This window comes from Caldithrix abyssi DSM 13497, assembly GCF_001886815.1.
Classification (GTDB): Bacteria; Calditrichota; Calditrichia; order Calditrichales; family Calditrichaceae; genus Caldithrix; species Caldithrix abyssi.
In genome coordinates this window covers 1,176,977-1,193,371 of the sequence record NZ_CP018099.1, presented here as the reverse complement: position 1 = coordinate 1,193,371, position 16,395 = coordinate 1,176,977, and the positions used below count along the sequence as shown (strand labels likewise).

Sequence of the window (16,395 nt, the reverse complement as noted above, 5' to 3'; positions counted from 1 at the left end):
TTTCCAGGGCAGTAAAGCCGCAACCAAAATCACCCCCAACGTGCGCAAAGTAATTTTTCTCGTAGATTACGCCAATCATCGCAGAAAATTACTTAACATTTAAGGCAAAAGCTAAGCAAACCGGCGCTATTTACTTTTAAAGAGAAGGGGCTGGGGGATGAGTTTTTAAAACAGAACAAAAATTTTCAAACGCTTTTCCATTAGATCTTCCAGAGGAAGTATTCTAATTCTATTTTTACACTTCACCAATAACTTTCTATTTACTAACATGTTAGATAGACTCTTATCCCCTTCTCTTCGTCGAAGAGAGGGGAAGATAAATCCATATAACATGCTGGAATGGCAAAAGTTAAGAAGTGAGTTAATAATCGTATTTAGCAAACATTTTGTCATTTTACAAATTTTGGGGGTGGTTCAAATGATTTGTACCGGCCATCAAACTTTTATAGATTATAAAAAACGAAGGGAGGCAGGAATGGAAGTTTTAAAGAAGTTCAATTTTAAAACTTTATTGAACTACGCCGTTTTTGCCATTGCCATGGGCTATTTAGAGGCCGCCGTTGTTGTATATTTACGTCTGCTCTATTACCCGGAGGGGTTTCAATTTCCGTTAAAAATCATCCCAACCGATGTAGCCATCGTTGAGCTGGGACGCGAGCTTTCAACGATTGTCATGCTCTGGTTTGCCGCGCGAACGTTCAACGGCCGTTTTAGAGAACGTTTCATTATTTTTATTTTTATGTTTGGCGTTTGGGATTTATTTTATTACTTCTGGTTAAAAGTGCTTTTAAACTGGCCCGCCAGCTGGCTGGAATGGGATATTTTGTTCTTGATCCCCGCTCCGTGGATCGGCCCCTGGCTGGCGCCCGCTCTGGTCAGCATCGGCTTTATCGTGGTAACCATCCTGCTCTGGCTGCAGCCTGAAAAATTTGACGGGCCTGCATTCAGTAAAAAGGTCTGGTTAGTCGAGATTATATGCGCCTTATTGATTTTAATAAGCTTCTTCTGGGAAACGGCTAATGTTGTTCGCGGCGGCCTGCCGGAATACTACCCGTGGTGGCTATTTTTTGCCGCTTATGCTCTGGGATTCGGAACATTTTTGCGCGCTTATTTAAAATCTTAATTCGGACGATAAAAAGAAATTTGACAACAAAAATTTTGATGATTAAATTTGGAGTCTCATTTGCGGGATCGTCTAGCGGTAGGACGCCTGGTTCTGGCCCAGGTAGCCGGGGTTCGAATCCTCGTCCCGCAGCCAGAAAAATCACGTGCGCCCGTAGCTCAACTGGATAGAGCGTTTGGCTACGGACCAAAAGGTTGGGGGTTCGAGTCCTCCCGGGCGTACTTTAGCCCCTCAAAAAGAGGGGCTTTTCATTGAATGGCGCGTTCGTCTAGGGGTCTAGGACGCCGGCCTCTCACGTCGGTAACACGGGTTCGAATCCCGTACGCGCTACTTTGAGCCGGTTTACGAAACTGGCTTTTTTTTTGCACCTGACTAATGTGTTGCGCCGGACTCTCACGTCGGTAACACGGGTTCTGCGCAGCATCCTGTGGAAAATCCCGTACGCGCTACTTAAGAAAGTTCGTTTAAGCTGGTTTTTTTTCGTCTGGCATTGCGCACACACGACGATCATTCTCTCTCCAGGTGCTGCAAAGCTCCCACGGTCATTTCCAATCCCGTCTGGTCTGGATAAGAATTCTTTGTCTTTCAAAGAAATAGGATTTCTCGTCTCCCGCAGGGCGGGAGACTCGAAATGACAGGGAGAGGAGCGTTGGCCTTGCAGTGTTAAGTTCTCGGATTCTCACGTCGGTAACACGGGTTCTGCGCAGCATCCTGTGGAGAATCCCGTACGCGCTACTTTGAGCCAGTTCGTTAGAGCTGGCTTTTTTCGTCTGGCATTGCGCACACACGACGCTCATTCTCTCTCCAGGTGCTGCAAATCTCCCACGGTCATTTCCAATCCCGTCTGGTCTGGATAAGAATTCTTTGTCTTTCAACGGAATAGGATTTCTCGTCCCCCGCAGGGCGGGAGACTCGAAATGACAGAGAGAGGAGCGTTGGCCTTGCAGCGTTAAGTTGTCGGACTCTCACGTCGGTAACACGGGTTCTGCGCAGCATCCTGTGGAAAATCCCGTACGCGCTACTTAAGTTGGAAATGACAGGGAGAGGGGCGTTTGTTCAGCCGCGTTGTTACTGTATTTTGAAAAAATTTTCTATTTTCCCTAATCATCCTTATCTTTTGCCCATCGAAAAACATTCGAGATCAGAACGATGAGCCATAACCAGTCAACAACCGTTTTGTCATTAATCTCTGCGAAGCAAAGCGGTTAGGCCGGAACATGTTCAGTCTCATTTATTGCGCACCTGAGCGGGATGCGGCAATACCAATTTGCGCTTCGTGTTTTGATCAGGGAACAAAAAAACCTTATTTTTAATTGAGCGGCAAAAACAGCAAAGGATAAATATGCAGTTTGACGATCGCTACTTTATGCGCGAGGCCATTCGCGAAGGCCGCAAGGCTTTGCAAAACGGCGACGTACCGGTGGGAGCCGTTGTTGTTTTAGATGCGCGCATCATCGGTCGCGGACACAATCAGGTCGAACTCTTAAAAGATCCCACAGCGCACGCCGAAATGATCGCCATTACCTCGGCCTGCGCCACCGTTGGCGAAAAATGGCTGTACGATGCCACGCTTTACGTGACCGTCGAACCCTGCTCCATGTGCGCCGGCGCTTCGGTGCTGGCAAGACTAAAACGCCTGGTTTACGGCGTACAGGATATTAAAACGGGCGCCCATTCCAGTCTGTTTAATTTGCTGAACGACCCCCGTTTGAATCATCAAATTGAAGTCACACCCGGCGTGGCCCGCGATGAGTGTGCGGCTTTAATGCTGGAGTTTTTTCAAAGCCTGCGCCAGAAAAACGATAAATAACCATATTACTGCAGATACCTGTTTAAACAAAAAATTTCCATCTCATCCAGCAACACGCTTTCAAATTCTTCTTCGGCTAAAATCTGCTGGCGCTCGCCCGGCAGCAAAGTAAAGCCCTGATCGAGAAAATTTTTGTCTGGATGCCTGATTTCTATGAAAAAACAGGGACTGTTGACGCACTCAACCCATAAACCGTTTTCCGCCACCAGCCGCAAATTGCTGTCCTGGAAGGCCAGATTTAAATACTTCCACCGTTTTAAATTCAAAATATCGCGAGCAATTCTTTTACCGGCCCGATCGTACAGCGTGGCAATCAAAACTGAATGAGAACGAACAGACTCCTTTGGTAAGCGCAGCGGAAGAATGGAGTAAAATTGTTCGATCTCTTTGAAAAACAATTCCTGCACCGCCTTGCCATCCTCTGTCAGACCGACAACTCTGACTTCGTGGGGCTGATCCTCATGCGGCTGTAATACATGGAGTTCTATATTGTTCTCTGATTGTCGCAAGAATACGGTCTCCCGGGCAAAAATCCGCCGCACCTGGTAATAACTCAATTTGGGGCGCAGTTCAGAATCGATCAACGACCAGGAAGTAACCGGCCAGCAATCGTTAAGCTGCCAGATGATGGCCCCCATGGTACGCGACTGATATAAACGCCAGTATCCCAGGCAGGCGCGTAAGGCAAAGGCCTGATTAAGCTGCGTCAGGTAAATGAAATCGGCCATTGTGGTAACCACCGGCAGATGACCGGCTAAAAAACGAAACAGGCGTTCGTTGCCCTCTACCTGTTTATTGTGCCATTCAAAACTTTCGCTTTGCGCTAAAAATCTGTCCTGCGGAATAACTTTTTTCAATGTCTGATAATGGGCCGGCGCCTGAAACCCGAACTCGGTTACAAACAAACTTTGATCGTTCTTTACTTCCGTGTAATCCACCCAACGCGACCAGATATCCCACACGTGTCGGTTGCCGCTATTTGTATCATTGGGATCGGCATCCATCCCCCAGGGCGAGCTTGGCCAATATGATCGAAACGGATCAAACTGGTTCAACCAGTTGGGAATCCATTCATGAAACAGACGATATCCCGGCATCTTTTCCACTAATCCTGGATGTTCAAAATGCCAGATCCATTCATTTTCATTGTTGCCATTCCAGAGAATAATTGACGGATGGTGGCGCAGCCTGAAGACATTTTCTTCCACTTCCGCCTTGACTTCGGCGACAAAATCATCGTCTTCCGGGTAGGCCGAACAGGCAAACATAAAATCCTGCCAGACCAGCAGCCCCAACTCATCGCACAACTGATAAAAATAATCATCCTCATAAATGCCGCCGCCCCACACGCGTATGATATTCATGTTGGCCTGCGCTGCCATTTCCAGCAGGCGGCGATAGGTCTCTTTCTTAATTTCCGGCAAAAAGGCATGCGCCGGAATCCAGTTAACGCCCTGCGCAAAAAGCGGCCGTTCGTTTATTTTAAAATAAAACACCGCCTCTCCATATTCCGTGGTCACCAATTCACATTGGCGAATGCCGACTTTCTTCTCATCCCGGGCCAGTAGCTGATCGTTTTTGTCAAAAAGCGCAACTTCCAGCTTGTGCAATACCGCCCTTCCCATTCCATTGGGCCACCAGAGCGCCGGACTTTCTACTTCAAATTCCACACCGTTTTCATTAGAAATTCGCTTTAAGGTCTTCCGATACATCCTTTGCCGGCCGCTCTTTTCTTCAATCTGCAGGTTTATCTCCAGCCGACTTCCCTTCGGCACATTGCCCCACAATAAAATCTCCGATTTTACTTTTACGCTTTCGGGTAAAAAAGCAAGGGCATCAAAGGTTATGGCCTTAATGCCGCACTCCGCCTGCAGCAGGTACACCGGACGCCAGAGGCCGCACGTGGCAAATTGCGGCCCCCAGTCCCAACCAAAAGCGTACTGACTTTTTCGCACAAACGCCCGCTCCGGATGAAGCGTCGAGGACATTTGCTCGATTTCAGGCCGGTATTCCTGGCCGTAAACACGAGCCGATTTGAAGATAATTTGTAAAAGATTCCCTTTTTCTTTTAACAAAGCATTGATTTTAAAACGATAAGATCGAAACATGTTTTTTGTTTCCGCCAGCTTTTGCCCGTTAAGCGAGATATCCGCAATCGTATCCAGTCCCTCAAAAACCAGAAAAATGTTTTGCTTTAAATCCATCCCTGCGGGTAAATCGAAGCGACACTCGTAACGATAGTCATTCCAGTCGATCCACTGCAGGTCTTTCTCATTCATATCATAAAACGGATGCGGAATGATGCCGGCGTTAAACAAATCGGTATGAATCGTTCCGGGAACCGTTGCCGCCACGCCCTCTTGGGGGATGGCAAATGCAGGATGCGTTTTTCGCTCTTTGTGTAAAAACACTTTCCAATTTTTATTAAGAAAATGTCGATTTTTCACTCCATCCTCCGTCTAAATGATGTTTTGGGCCGTCACACTGGCATTGACATGAACAGGACATACGCAGTTCATTCTTTCTACCGACAAAACACATGCCGCAGCCTTACAAAGCGGGCCGAAAGCTGCCCGGCCTACTGCCAGAAAGCAGGCAGCTGCTTCTTAAAATCCACGTCCTTTTCGGCTTCCAACAAAGCGAGTAAGGCCTCGATGGTGGACTCTGCCCCGGAATTTAAGTTCACTTTTTTGGGCGAAATAATGCCGTCAAAACAGCGTCCCGTTTGCGGATCGTACATTTTTACGTCGGCAATATTTTCGCCGGCAAACCAGGCGCTCAGGTCAACAGCCAGTTGCAAAAATTCCGCTTTCCCGGTCAATCGCCAGGCGTGCAAAGCGGCCCACACCATGGGACGAAAATCATAAGCAATTTGCTCAAACTGTTTTTGGTCAATAACCGTTACCCGGCCATTGTCATTTTGCAATTTTGCGCTTCGTAAAAAATTTCGCGCTTTCAATACGGGATAAAAATGCCTTAACTCTAAAAGCGCCGCCTTAAAATAAGCGGAATCGCCCGTTGCCTCAAACGCATCGAACAGGGCGTCCGCCTGAATATTGCCGTAAGCGTGCCAGACATTTTGCCAGCTCAAAAAGGCGCCGTAAAACGGCGAACGCTCATCTTTTACTTGCATAGCCAGCAAACCGTCCGATAGCTGGCGGATGAGCTTTAACACCTTTTCGTCTTTTTCCACTTTGTACAGGGTGGCCAGCGCCTTAACCAGCAGCCCGCCCTGATCGGCGGCATATTTTTGCGGCAGCCAGAGCGGTATTTTAAAACCGTTGATGGTTTGCCACTGTCCTTCAGCTTCCGTTAAAGCCTGCACATGGGGTAAAACTTGCCGGACGGCGGTTTGCACCGAATCCAGTAGCGGCGAACCGTGTTGCCGGTTCCAGTACGTATATTCGGCCAGCGCCCACAAAGCCCGCCAGGTCCACCAGTTAGGCAGCGGTTTGCTGTTTTTAAGTTCTTTCTGAATCTTTCCTTCGGCTGTAATAAAATTGAAAAAGCAGCCGTTGGGCGCCTGCAGATAAAGGATGGTGCGCATCAGAGCGTCGGCCTTTTTCAGCGCCGCTTCATCTTTGTAATAATGACCGTAACGCAAATAAACGATCGCCGCTCTGGCCACATCATCCACGCAAATCAATCCTTCGCCGGGCGCTTCAAAATAGGCGTAATCCGGGTATTCGGCGTAAATGACGATGCCCGCCCGTTTTTGATTTTCCACCGTCAGGTGTGTGTACAGGTAATCAAGATGCTGCAAATTGATCAACGGTTTTTGTTCATCCACCGGTCTGGAACAGGCAATCAAAAGAGAAATCACAAAAACAACTATAGCAACGGTTAAAAGCTTTTTAGTTACTTGCATTCGTCTTCCTCGCATAAATTCAACAAAGCGTCAATGGAGGTCGTGGCCAGACAAATATTGGAATCTGCCCCGGAATAGTAGATTTTTATCTGGCCGTCCTCTTCTGGAATCCAGCCGGTGGAAAAGACCACATTGGGCACATCACCCATGCGTTCGTAGGGCTCTTCCGGACTGAGAACGGGATGTTTGCTTCGGCCCAGCACTTTGTACGGCTCGTTTAAATCCAGTAACAATACGCCCTGTTTGTAAATCATTGACGTGCCAATGGTACGCACGCCGTGGTAGAGCATCAACCAGCCCTTTTCCGTTTCAATGGGCGGCGTAGAAGCCCCGACTTTATCGCCATCCCACCAGGGCTTACGCGCGGCAATCAGACGACGGTAATGGCCCCAGTGCCGCAAATCCGGGCTGCGACTGATCCATATATTGCCTTCCATGGGAGAGACCATTGGTCGATCAATCCGCCAGTAATAGCCGTTAATCTTGCGAGGAAACAATACCGTGTCTTTATTAGCCGGTTCAGAAATCAGATCAAAAATCTCAACATTCATAAAATCCTGCGTTCTGCTTAAGATAACCACCGGCTCGTTGGGCGAATAACCGGTGTAGGTAAGATAATACATATCGTCGATTCTGGTAACGCGCGCATCTTCAACGCCCCAGCGAACGTATTCGTACAGCTCACCGTGCTGCTCCGGAGTCAGGAAAAGCTTGTCTTCTATTTTAAACTCAATCCCATCGTCGCTCCAGGCTTTTACCAGCCCCGAAAGTCCGGTGGGCAGTTCCACGCGACAGATCAGCAGGTATTTATCATTGAATTTAACGGCTCCGGCATTGAACAAACTGTTAGCCTTAAAGGGCACATCCCTGGCGGTTAACACAGGATTTTTCGCATATCGTTTGATGCTCATTGTCTTCGACTCCTTTCGCTATTCCATTTCCTGTAAGATCTCCTGAAGATTAAAAATAGCCACACCCGAGGCTGAATCGGACATGGCGTAAGGAACGATCAACTTACCCTGGTGCAGCATATTGCCGCAGGTGTAGATCACATTGGGCACATAGCCTTCTCGTTCGCTTTCATCCGGGCCAAGTAAAGGATCTTTAAGTCGAGCGATGATCTTTCGCGGGTTCTTTAAATCCAACAAAATGGCGCCCAACTGGTATTTGCGCATGGGGCCCACACCGTGCGTTACCAGCAGCCAGCCGGCCTCGGTTTTGATCGGCGAACCGCAATTCCCGACTTTCGTCAATTCCCAGGGCATTTGCGGCTCCATTAACAACTCTGCTTTTTCCCAGTCGTACAACGAATCGGAAAACATAATATAAAGATTGGTGCCGTCCTGTCGAGAGATCATGGCGTATTGCCCGTCGATCTTCTCCGGAAAAAGAGCCATGCCTTTGTCATTCACTGCCCTGCCCTGCAAGGCGTAACTTCTGAAGGTAGTAAAATCGGTGGTTTCCAGTAGCTTGCTTTGAATTTGATGACCGTCGTAAGCGGTGTATGTGCCAAAATAAACGGCTCCGCTTTCATCCTCAAAACGCACCAGCCGCAAATCTTCGATGCCATTGATCTCATCATCAGTAATGGGAAAGATAACGCGTTCGGCCAGAGGGATTTGCGCGTCGAACTGCATTTCAATGGTCTGGTATGGCGAATCGTAATCGACCGTTACGCGTTCCGGGCCGGTGGCAAAGGTCGATTCCGGCATCTTAAAAAATATTTCGCCCTTTTTATTTATTTTGCCCTGAATAAATTCAACGCTGGAGATGTGTCCCTCGCCGGTAGCCCGTAAACTCATTACAAAACGCTGGTCGCCGTCCGGGGTCGGCCTTTCAAAGGGCACAATGGAAGGATTAAACAGAGCGGCCGCTTCGATGGAATATTCTTTAGTAAAATAACTGGCCAGCAACAAACGATCGGCATGGTTCAAACGCATTCCGGGCGGCAGGTATTTTTCCATTTGCCCGTAAAAATTCAATAGAAACTTTTCAAGATCGCGATGCCGATCGGCAAAATTCGCTTCCACCTCCGCAAAAAGCGCTTCACGCTCTGCGGTCGACAGGCGCATTACATATTGGGCAATGCGTTGCACATGCGTCTTTTCTATGTTGTAAGAAAGAGCTATCACTCTGCGAAAATTGGGTTCCAGTTTAAAATCCAGTTTTTGTACCTGCACAATAGTCTCCTATCCTTTTAGTCCAGAAGTTGCCATACTTTCAATAAAATAGCGCTGGAAGAAGGCATAAACCAGAATGATAGGGATGGCCAGCAGGGTGGCCGCAGCCAGCATGGCTCCCAATCGGGCTTCGGCGCCGCCTCCAACGGCAAAAATGGTGACCAGCTGCGGCATGGTCATTAACTTTTCGTTGCGAATTACAATCAACGGCCACAGCACATCGTTCCAGCTGGTCATAAAGGTAATGATACCCACAGTAATGATAACCGGTTTGGAAATGGGCCAGATAATTTTAAACAAAATGGTAAAATCGTTGCAGCCGTCGATGCGCGCGGCATCGATTAAATCCTGCGGTATATCCAGAAAAAACTGCCGGAACAACAAAATAGAAAACGCCGTAACCATGCCCGGCACAATCAGCGACAGGTATGTATCGACCCATCCGAACTTTACCATTAAAATGTACATGGGAATAAGCGTAATCTGAAAAGGAATGACCATGGTAAATAAAATGACGCCAAAAATCAAGTTGCGCCCCCAGAAATTTAAGCGAGACAGGGCATAACCAACCATGGAACCAAAAAAGATGACCGACACCGTAACGCAAAACGAAACAAAAACGCTGTTCAGCAGGGCCCGCCAGATGGGAATTTTTTGTACGACCAGGCGATAGCTTTCCAGATTAAAATGCGGCGACCAGAGACCAATAGCGCCAATCTCCGTTTCCGGTTTTAAACTGGCGGCAATCATCCATAAAAAGGGATAGATGAAGGTGATGCCGCCAACCGTCAAAGTCAAATAAATGTAAAAACGCTTCATACCTATTTATTCTCCACTATACGTTTCTGGATTAAAACCACCACAAAAATAATAAAGGCAAAAAAGAAGCCCAGAGTAGCGGCATACCCCATGTGCCCAAAGTAAAAGGCCTGATTGTAGATGTAAAGCATGGCCGAAAGCGTGCTGTTCATCGGGCCGCCGCCGGTCATCACAAAGGGCTCAATAAACAACGAAAAGCCGCCAATGGTCGATAAAATAACCACCAGCACCATGGTGCTGTTTAATGCCGGAACGGTGATGTAGCGGAACTTTTGCCAGGCGCTGGCGCCGTCCAATTCCGCCGACTCGTACAAATAAGCCGGAATGTTTTGCAATCCGACCAGAAAAAGCACAATGTACAAACCCACATTCTTCCAGGTGGCCATAATGGCAATGGAAGGCATGGCCCACGACGGATCGTTGATCCACGGGATTCTGGGCAATCCAATCGAAGTGAGCATTAAATTGAGCAGGCCGGTTTCATAACTGTACAACTGCTGCCAGAGAATGGTGATCACCACGCCGGAGACGATGACCGGCATAAAGTACACCGCTCTAAAAAAACCGCGCAGTTTTATCTTTTGATTGAGCAGCACGGCGATCAGCAACGCAAAAACAATTTGCAGCGGAATATGAATGACTAAAAAAATCAACGTATTGTAAATAGCCCGCAAAAATTCCACATCGTGGAACAGTCGGTAAAAATTTTTGAGTCCCACCCAGCGCATGGGCGTAATAATATTCCACTTGTGAAAGATTAAAATAAACGAAAAGCCCAGCGGAAAGGCAATGAATAAGGCAAAGCTAATCAGATAAGGCAGACTCATCAAATAACCGATTTTGTCGCTTTTTTTAATGCGCCTGATAACAGAATTGATCATTGTCTGTTCCACTCCCTGATAACCTTTACACGTTTTACCGCACGTTTGACGGCCTCGCGGGCAGTGCGCCGCCCGTAAATGACGCTCGCTTCGTATTCCTGCGAGATGGCGTTAAAAATCTCTTTTAAATCGGCCACGCCATCCACGCCGCGCGTGAAGGGCGCCTGCCGGGCAAAAACGGTCATTTGTGGTTTTTTCTTAAAATAAGCGGCAAAGGTCGAATCATTCAATAAATTTTTACGAATGGGGATTTGATCGCAAATTTCCAGCAGGCGAAGGTCCGCATGCCGCGAGATTAGCCATTGGGCAAATTTCCAGGCCTGACGAGGATATTTGGTGGTTTTGAAAATGGAAATATTCTTGGGATCGCCATAGGTGTAAATAGGCCCCTTGTAATCGTCCGGCCGGGGAATGGGCATGATGCCATATTCAAATCCTTCGGGCGCAAATTTTTGAATGTAGGCCACCAGCCACGGCCCGGATATTTGCGCGGCCAGCCTGCCTGCTAGAAATTGATCGCCCTGAAATTGGGCAACCGGCATGTAACCTTTTTGATACATGGTGCGAAAAAACTGAAAAACCTTAACGCTGGCATCATTGTCAAAATCGATTTTATCGCCTTTAAAAAGCGTTTTTCCTCCCGAAGCGCAGATGTAAAACGGATAGTAATCGAACAAACGCTGCCACCAGATGGGTTTGATATCGCGATAAAGCATCCAGTAATCGGCCTGACCGTCGCCGTCAAAATCGCGCACAATTTTCTCCGCCGCGTCAAGAAACTGCGAATAGGTCTCCAACGGCGCTTTAACGCCCGCCTTTTTAAATATTCGTTTATTGTAAAAAACCATAATGGGATTGGTTTTCCAGGGAATCTGATAATGGCCGCCATCTCTGGCCTGAAATGTTTTTAACTGATCTTCAGACACGCGTTCCAGGATATACGGCCAGAAATCGGGGAACGTATCCAGGCGCACCAGTCCGCCGGCCGAGATGAACTCGTCCATGGCGCCAGGCCACATGTTAGAACAGATGTCGGGCGTGGTGTTGCCGGCAATGGCCGCCAGCAGCGCTTCTTCGGAAGACTGGCTGGCCGGCAGAGTTTGCAATTTAACCGGAACGTCTTTGTGAATGCGGTTCCATTCGTCCACCAGCTCTCTGGCCAGTTTAACTTCCTGCGGATTGGTCGCGCACCAGTAGGTCAGTTCTTTCTTTTCAACGCTCCTCTGCTGCTGAGCAGAATCGCGCCTGCCGCAGCCCATTGCCATTAAAATAACCAGAATACCAACTATTATGCCGACAATTTTTTTTACCACTTAAAACAACTCCTTTAATCGCCTTTAACCATTTCTCGCCGCCTGCCCGGCAGGCGCTCCAGATGGTTACTTAATTTTCAGGCACTTACCGACTTTTTGAAGATCGCGCCATGCTACTCTGTAAAAATAAACACCGGAAGAGAGATTTTCTGCCCGCCAGGTAAACACATGCCAGCCGGGACTTCCCTGTCCCAGATCGATCTTTCGGATCAGCCGCCCCCGAACGTCAAAAAACTCCAATCGGACGCGGCCTGTAGCTGGCAAAAAATATTCAATGCGCGTGCTGGGATTAAAGGGATCGGGATAATTCGGCTTCAAAACAAACTTTCCGGGCAGCGCCGTCTTTTCCCGCTCTTTAATGGCGGTAAGCGTGTCATAAAGCGTTGCGATCTCTTCGTCGCTTAACGCATGGTTTAACAAAAAAAATTCATCAATAACGCCTCGGAACGCGTATTGCGGATTCCCCGGCAAATGCTGCCCCATACTCAAATCGTATTCCGTGGGTAAAAGGTTTCCCTGCGCAGCACGCGTGTTGTTCAGGCTGCCGTCCAGATAAATGGACATCTCCTGAGCGCTGGAATTGTAAAGACAGGTAACAAAATAAAAACGGTTTAACTCCAGCGCATCCTTAGAATCCAGATCGTAAATACGTTCTGAAGTTTTTATAGTCCAGCGCAATTTAGTATCCGTAATAGAAATTTTCCAGCGATTTTCCCAGTTGCCGTGACTTACCGGATAGGCCTCGCGCGTGTAAAAAGAATCCACACGCATCAAAAAAGCCACGGAAATCTCTTCCTCAAAATTTAAAGATGGATGAAGCGGAACACACACAGCGGCATTGATCCCATCAAAAAACAGACCCTTGCCGCGGGGCGTGACCACGGTATCCGCTCCGCTGACGATTCCATTGTTGGCAAAGGGACTTAGATCGTTAGCCAGGCCATTCTCAAAATTGTAACGGATTACCAGCTTTCCCACGCTAAGTCCAACGCTGTCGCGCACAAAGCCCTGCTTTACGTCTTGCACCAGAACGTGCATCATAATGTAACCGGCAGTATCCGGAACCTGCCACGACCAGTTTGCCTGGCGGCTCAGTGTATCGCCCGCATCAATCCACCAGGCGTATGCCAGGCTATCGCCGTCGGCATCTTCTGCCTGACAATAGAACGAGACCGTCTCCCCCGGCAGGGTAACTTTTGGCTGCACACCCATCTGGCGAATCACCGGCAGCTGGTTGTCAATCACCGTAACGCGTGTCTCAGCCGAATCGACCAGCAGCCCCCCATCCATCACCTTACAGCGGATGGTTACGCTGCCCCCTTCATCCGGCGCCTGCCAGCTAACCACCGGGCCGCCACCGGTTAAACTTCCCGCCTCAGCCTGCCAGAGGTATTGTAAAGAATCGCCATCGGGATCCACCGCCGTGCAGTAGATTTTGTTCTGGCCGCCAGTAGAAACCACCTTATGTTCAGGGGCCAGGGCCTTAATACGCGGCGTCAGATTTTCCACAGGCGCCGCCGTTTGAAAATCAATCGCATTACCCTTCACATACAACACGCCATCTTTAAAAATTCGCTCTGCTCCCTGCTCGATAAAGGTAATCAATACCGCTTCATCGGCCGGAATGGAAATGTTCACCTCCCCGGAAACCATCTCTGCCATATTCTGATTACGAATACAATCGTAAACATCGACCGGATCGTTTCCTACATTTAGCGTAACGGTCGTATCCACGGCGTAAGGATTGTAAAGAAGATAAAAACGAGGGAAGTCTGCCCGGGTGAATCCCGGCCCGTAATCGGTTTTACTGATATTTAGTTTCAAAATACCGCGCACATTGGTGGTGTCCACAATGGCGCCCAGAATGCCTACATGCGAAGCGCCGTAAAGAGCCAGATTGGTTTGCGCCCAGCCGTGACGCAGTGCGTCGCCCGTGGCATACGGACTGCGATTGGAATACCAGTCCACCTCGCGGACGGCTTCATAAGCGATTACGCCCTGCGGGTCGTAAATTTTTGCCCATGCTTCCGCATCCTGATTTTCATCCGCTAAAAACGGATGATAAAAAAAACGGGCAGAGTTGACCGCATTAAGCGCCCATTTACCAATGGCTCGCGCAAATCGTTCGTCGTAACGAACCATTGGCGCCAGGGCGCCGATCATTTCAAAGGTATTCATGGCAAAGGCGTAATCATCGCCGATCACCTCGCCCACCAGGCCGGAACAATCGTATCCGCCCCAGTTGCCGACCGTTACGCCCCAGCCGCGTACATTGCCCTGCGGATCGTAACACCAGTTCACCATCTTTTTGATATTATAGGCGGTGTGCAATTCGGCATTCATACGAGCCGCTGTGTAAACGCCGTACGGTAATTGTAATTCATAAGAAGGGTTGGAAGGCCATTGATCCAGAAATTCCATGCACCATTCGGCTCCGATCAGGTACTTTTTCTCTCCCGAACGCAAATAAGCCTGATACATCAACCAGCCCAGGGCGCCGGCCGCTTCCGGCTCCTTTACGCCGTCGTCGTTGGGCGTCATGGTAGAAAGTTGCCAGCCGCGATGGTTAAAATCGGGTATTTGCCAGGGCGCGACGCCTGCACCCATCTGTTGCAGAGCCTCATACCAGCGATCGACCACCGAATAAAATTGTTCCTCAAAATAGATGAAATCTGTTTCTTCATACAGATTGACCAGTTGAAAATAGAAGATATTGGGCATGGTATCGTACCACCAGTCGTATCCGCTTTGTGCGTTAAAATTATTCAAATAAACGTTTTCTTGCGGGCGCCTGTTAAAAAAATCCTGACACCACGCCAGCCAGTTGTAACCAAACTGGTTCCGTTTATCAATGCCCACCAGCGTGGCGCCAACCACCGCCGCAAGCTGGTTAATCGCCTCGCCGCTCCAGGGTTCGGGGCTGCCCACATAACTGGGCATGACAAAATTCCCCAGCGCGGGGTAATTGATTCCGGTGGCGTTAATTTCTACCAGCGGCAGATATTGTCCGCTTAAAGAGAGATTAAATACAAGCGAGTCGTACTTCTGGGCCACCTGCTGCCAGTCGCGTATGTGGTAGGGCGTGGGAAGGTTGGGCATGAGCTCAACCCGATTAACAGCAATTTGATTGGCCTGACCCAGCAATATAGTGAAGTAAGCGAAAAGGAATATTAAATTAAACTTTACTATTTTCAATAACATCGTAAGCCCACACACCCCTTAAAATCTTTATTCTGGCCAATTATTAAAACCTGTAAAATCATTTGAACGACTTTAAAAGCCCCGCTGCGCTAAATGCTGTTAAATAAAACGCAGTTTAAGAGAAGTTGTTGCGAAATTGATCGGTAACACTGCTCTTTGAGCTCATTTCAAAAACGCAATAAAATGGTGAAACGATGCGTATCCTGCAAGCGCCCGAAATCGGCAAAGGCATAATCGAATCCGCCCTGAATGCGGCCCATCAGCGGCAGCTGTATTCCGCCGCCCAGAGTAAATCCCTCTTCCGAATCTTTCAGGAACAAATTTCGGTAGCCGACGCGCAAAAAGAATTTGCCCTGCAGCTGATATTCCATTCCCAGATTAATGCTTTCTGTATTATCAATGGGATGTAGCGCATCCACTTCCAGAGTTAACTGATGCTGTTCGGACATTAGCGCATCGTAGGCGATTCCCAGTTGAAAATTCAGGGGCAATGGCCAGGCGTCCGTTTTCAATTCAGCAAAGATACGGTCATTATTCCCCAACTGGTAGGGATCCACATCGTAGTACACCAGCAGATCGTTGCCATCCATGCGCATATCCGTGCCAAAATTGGTAAGCGCCGCGCCGATACGCAAGCCTTTCCAGGGCGTTTCGTAAAGCGTGCCAATATCCAGCGCAAAACCGGCGGCATGTTCTTTCCAGATGGTTTGCGAAATGTATTTTACGTTGAAGCCCAGCGCAAATCGATTGGTTATTTTAATACCGTAAGCCAGTCCCAGCGCCAGATCGCGGGCGTCGAAAAACTCGCCCGTACCTTCCGGATGGTCAATGGTGCGCACCTTCATCTCGCCCATATTCAGCGCCGTCAAATTTAAGCCAATGGTTCCATACTGGTACAGCGGGAAAACAATACCGGCATAGTCAAACGTGATGTCCACCAGCCAGTTGGTATGCACAAAAATAGCCTGGATGTTCTTTAAGTTGGCAATGCCGGCCGGATTCCAGTACATGGCGCTCACGTCATTGGCCGTGGCCACAAACGCGCCGCCCATACCGATGGCGCGCGCGCCCACGCCAATTTCCAGAAAAGGAGCCGCCGTCGTTCCCACATTACTCACATCTTTCGAGTACTGTCCGTAAGACAAAGCGCATGTCATTAAAAGAGCCAGCACAATTTTTATTTGTTTCATGGCACTCACC

Annotated in this window: 11 protein-coding genes and 3 tRNA genes; 5 read left to right on the top strand and 9 right to left on the bottom strand. The window is 48.5% G+C overall.

Going from position 1 to position 16,395, the window contains the following annotated elements; translation table 11 throughout:
* The first annotated feature begins 475 nt into the window (after window positions 1-475).
* The 5 genes from Cabys_RS04760 to tadA all read left to right on the top strand — a co-directional run bounded on the left by Cabys_RS04760 (window position 476) and on the right by tadA (window position 2,933).
* The gene (locus Cabys_RS04760; protein WP_006929017.1) at window positions 476-1,123 is read left to right on the top strand and encodes a hypothetical protein; all 648 of its coding nucleotides are present in this window, start codon (window positions 476-478) and stop codon (window positions 1,121-1,123) included.
* 61 nt (window positions 1,124-1,184) lie between these two features.
* A tRNA-Gln gene (locus Cabys_RS04755) sits at window positions 1,185-1,258 on the top strand.
* A gap of 12 nt (window positions 1,259-1,270) precedes the next feature.
* Window positions 1,271-1,344: transfer RNA gene (locus Cabys_RS04750), tRNA-Arg, on the top strand.
* 36 nt (window positions 1,345-1,380) lie between these two features.
* A tRNA-Glu gene (locus tag Cabys_RS04745) sits at window positions 1,381-1,453 on the top strand.
* Between the two features lie 1,012 nt (window positions 1,454-2,465).
* A complete protein-coding gene (tadA, locus tag Cabys_RS04735) occupies window positions 2,466-2,933 on the top strand; it encodes a tRNA adenosine(34) deaminase TadA (RefSeq protein WP_006929016.1) in 468 nt (155 codons plus the stop codon).
* Window positions 2,934-2,938: 5 nt separating this feature from the next.
* Here tadA and Cabys_RS04730 read toward each other — a convergent pair whose 3' ends face one another.
* The 9 genes from Cabys_RS04730 to Cabys_RS04690 all read right to left on the bottom strand — a co-directional run bounded on the left by Cabys_RS04730 (window position 2,939) and on the right by Cabys_RS04690 (window position 16,385).
* On the bottom strand, window positions 2,939-5,380 hold the full coding sequence (locus tag Cabys_RS04730) for a glycoside hydrolase family 2 protein (protein ID WP_006929015.1): 2,442 nt from the start codon (window positions 5,378-5,380) through the stop codon (window positions 2,939-2,941).
* Between the two features lie 131 nt (window positions 5,381-5,511).
* Window positions 5,512-6,801 carry a YyaL domain-containing protein gene (locus Cabys_RS19755; protein WP_006929014.1) on the bottom strand — a complete coding sequence of 430 codons (1,290 nt, stop codon included), beginning with the start codon at window positions 6,799-6,801 and terminating at the stop codon, window positions 5,512-5,514.
* Entirely contained in the window at window positions 6,792-7,712 is a 921-nt protein-coding gene (locus Cabys_RS04720) for a glycoside hydrolase family 130 protein (protein WP_006929013.1), read from the bottom strand. Before Cabys_RS04720 ends, Cabys_RS19755 begins: the two co-directional genes overlap by 10 nt.
* Window positions 7,713-7,730: 18 nt before the next feature.
* A complete protein-coding gene (locus tag Cabys_RS04715) occupies window positions 7,731-8,981 on the bottom strand; it encodes a glycoside hydrolase family 130 protein (RefSeq protein ID WP_006929012.1) in 1,251 nt (416 codons plus the stop codon).
* Window positions 8,982-8,990: 9 nt separating this feature from the next.
* Window positions 8,991-9,800, bottom strand: coding sequence for a carbohydrate ABC transporter permease (locus Cabys_RS04710; RefSeq protein ID WP_006929011.1), 810 nt, complete (start codon window positions 9,798-9,800; stop codon window positions 8,991-8,993).
* A gap of 2 nt (window positions 9,801-9,802) precedes the next feature.
* The gene (locus Cabys_RS04705) at window positions 9,803-10,681 is read right to left on the bottom strand and encodes a carbohydrate ABC transporter permease (RefSeq protein ID WP_006929010.1); all 879 of its coding nucleotides are present in this window, start codon (window positions 10,679-10,681) and stop codon (window positions 9,803-9,805) included.
* Window positions 10,678-11,994: an ABC transporter substrate-binding protein gene (locus Cabys_RS04700; RefSeq protein WP_006929009.1), complete on the bottom strand. Its 1,317-nt coding sequence runs from the start codon at window positions 11,992-11,994 to the stop codon at window positions 10,678-10,680. The genes Cabys_RS04705 and Cabys_RS04700 overlap by 4 nt, the downstream gene beginning before the upstream one ends.
* A 66-nt stretch (window positions 11,995-12,060) precedes the next feature.
* Entirely contained in the window at window positions 12,061-15,093 is a 3,033-nt protein-coding gene (locus tag Cabys_RS04695; protein WP_169313644.1) for a LamG-like jellyroll fold domain-containing protein, read from the bottom strand.
* Between the two features lie 269 nt (window positions 15,094-15,362).
* Window positions 15,363-16,385 carry a PorV/PorQ family protein gene (locus Cabys_RS04690; protein ID WP_006929007.1) on the bottom strand — a complete coding sequence of 341 codons (1,023 nt, stop codon included), beginning with the start codon at window positions 16,383-16,385 and terminating at the stop codon, window positions 15,363-15,365.
* Window positions 16,386-16,395 lie beyond the last annotated feature (10 nt).

Excerpts from the sequence above, each read along its gene's own strand:
- tadA (WP_006929016.1), top strand. The coding sequence starts at position 2,466 with ATGCAGTTTGACGATCGCTACTTTATGCGCGAGGCCATTCGCGAAGGC.
- Cabys_RS04690 (WP_006929007.1), bottom strand. The coding sequence starts at position 16,385 with ATGAAACAAATAAAAATTGTGCTGGCTCTTTTAATGACATGCGCTTTG.
- Cabys_RS04705 (WP_006929010.1), bottom strand. The coding sequence starts at position 10,681 with ATGATCAATTCTGTTATCAGGCGCATTAAAAAAAGCGACAAAATCGGT.
- Cabys_RS19755 (WP_006929014.1), bottom strand. The coding sequence starts at position 6,801 with ATGCAAGTAACTAAAAAGCTTTTAACCGTTGCTATAGTTGTTTTTGTG.
- Cabys_RS04710 (WP_006929011.1), bottom strand. The coding sequence starts at position 9,800 with ATGAAGCGTTTTTACATTTATTTGACTTTGACGGTTGGCGGCATCACC.
- Cabys_RS04720 (WP_006929013.1), bottom strand. The coding sequence starts at position 7,712 with ATGAGCATCAAACGATATGCGAAAAATCCTGTGTTAACCGCCAGGGAT.
- Cabys_RS04760 (WP_006929017.1), top strand. The coding sequence starts at position 476 with ATGGAAGTTTTAAAGAAGTTCAATTTTAAAACTTTATTGAACTACGCC.
- Cabys_RS04695 (WP_169313644.1), bottom strand. The coding sequence starts at position 15,093 with ATGCCCAACCTTCCCACGCCCTACCACATACGCGACTGGCAGCAGGTG.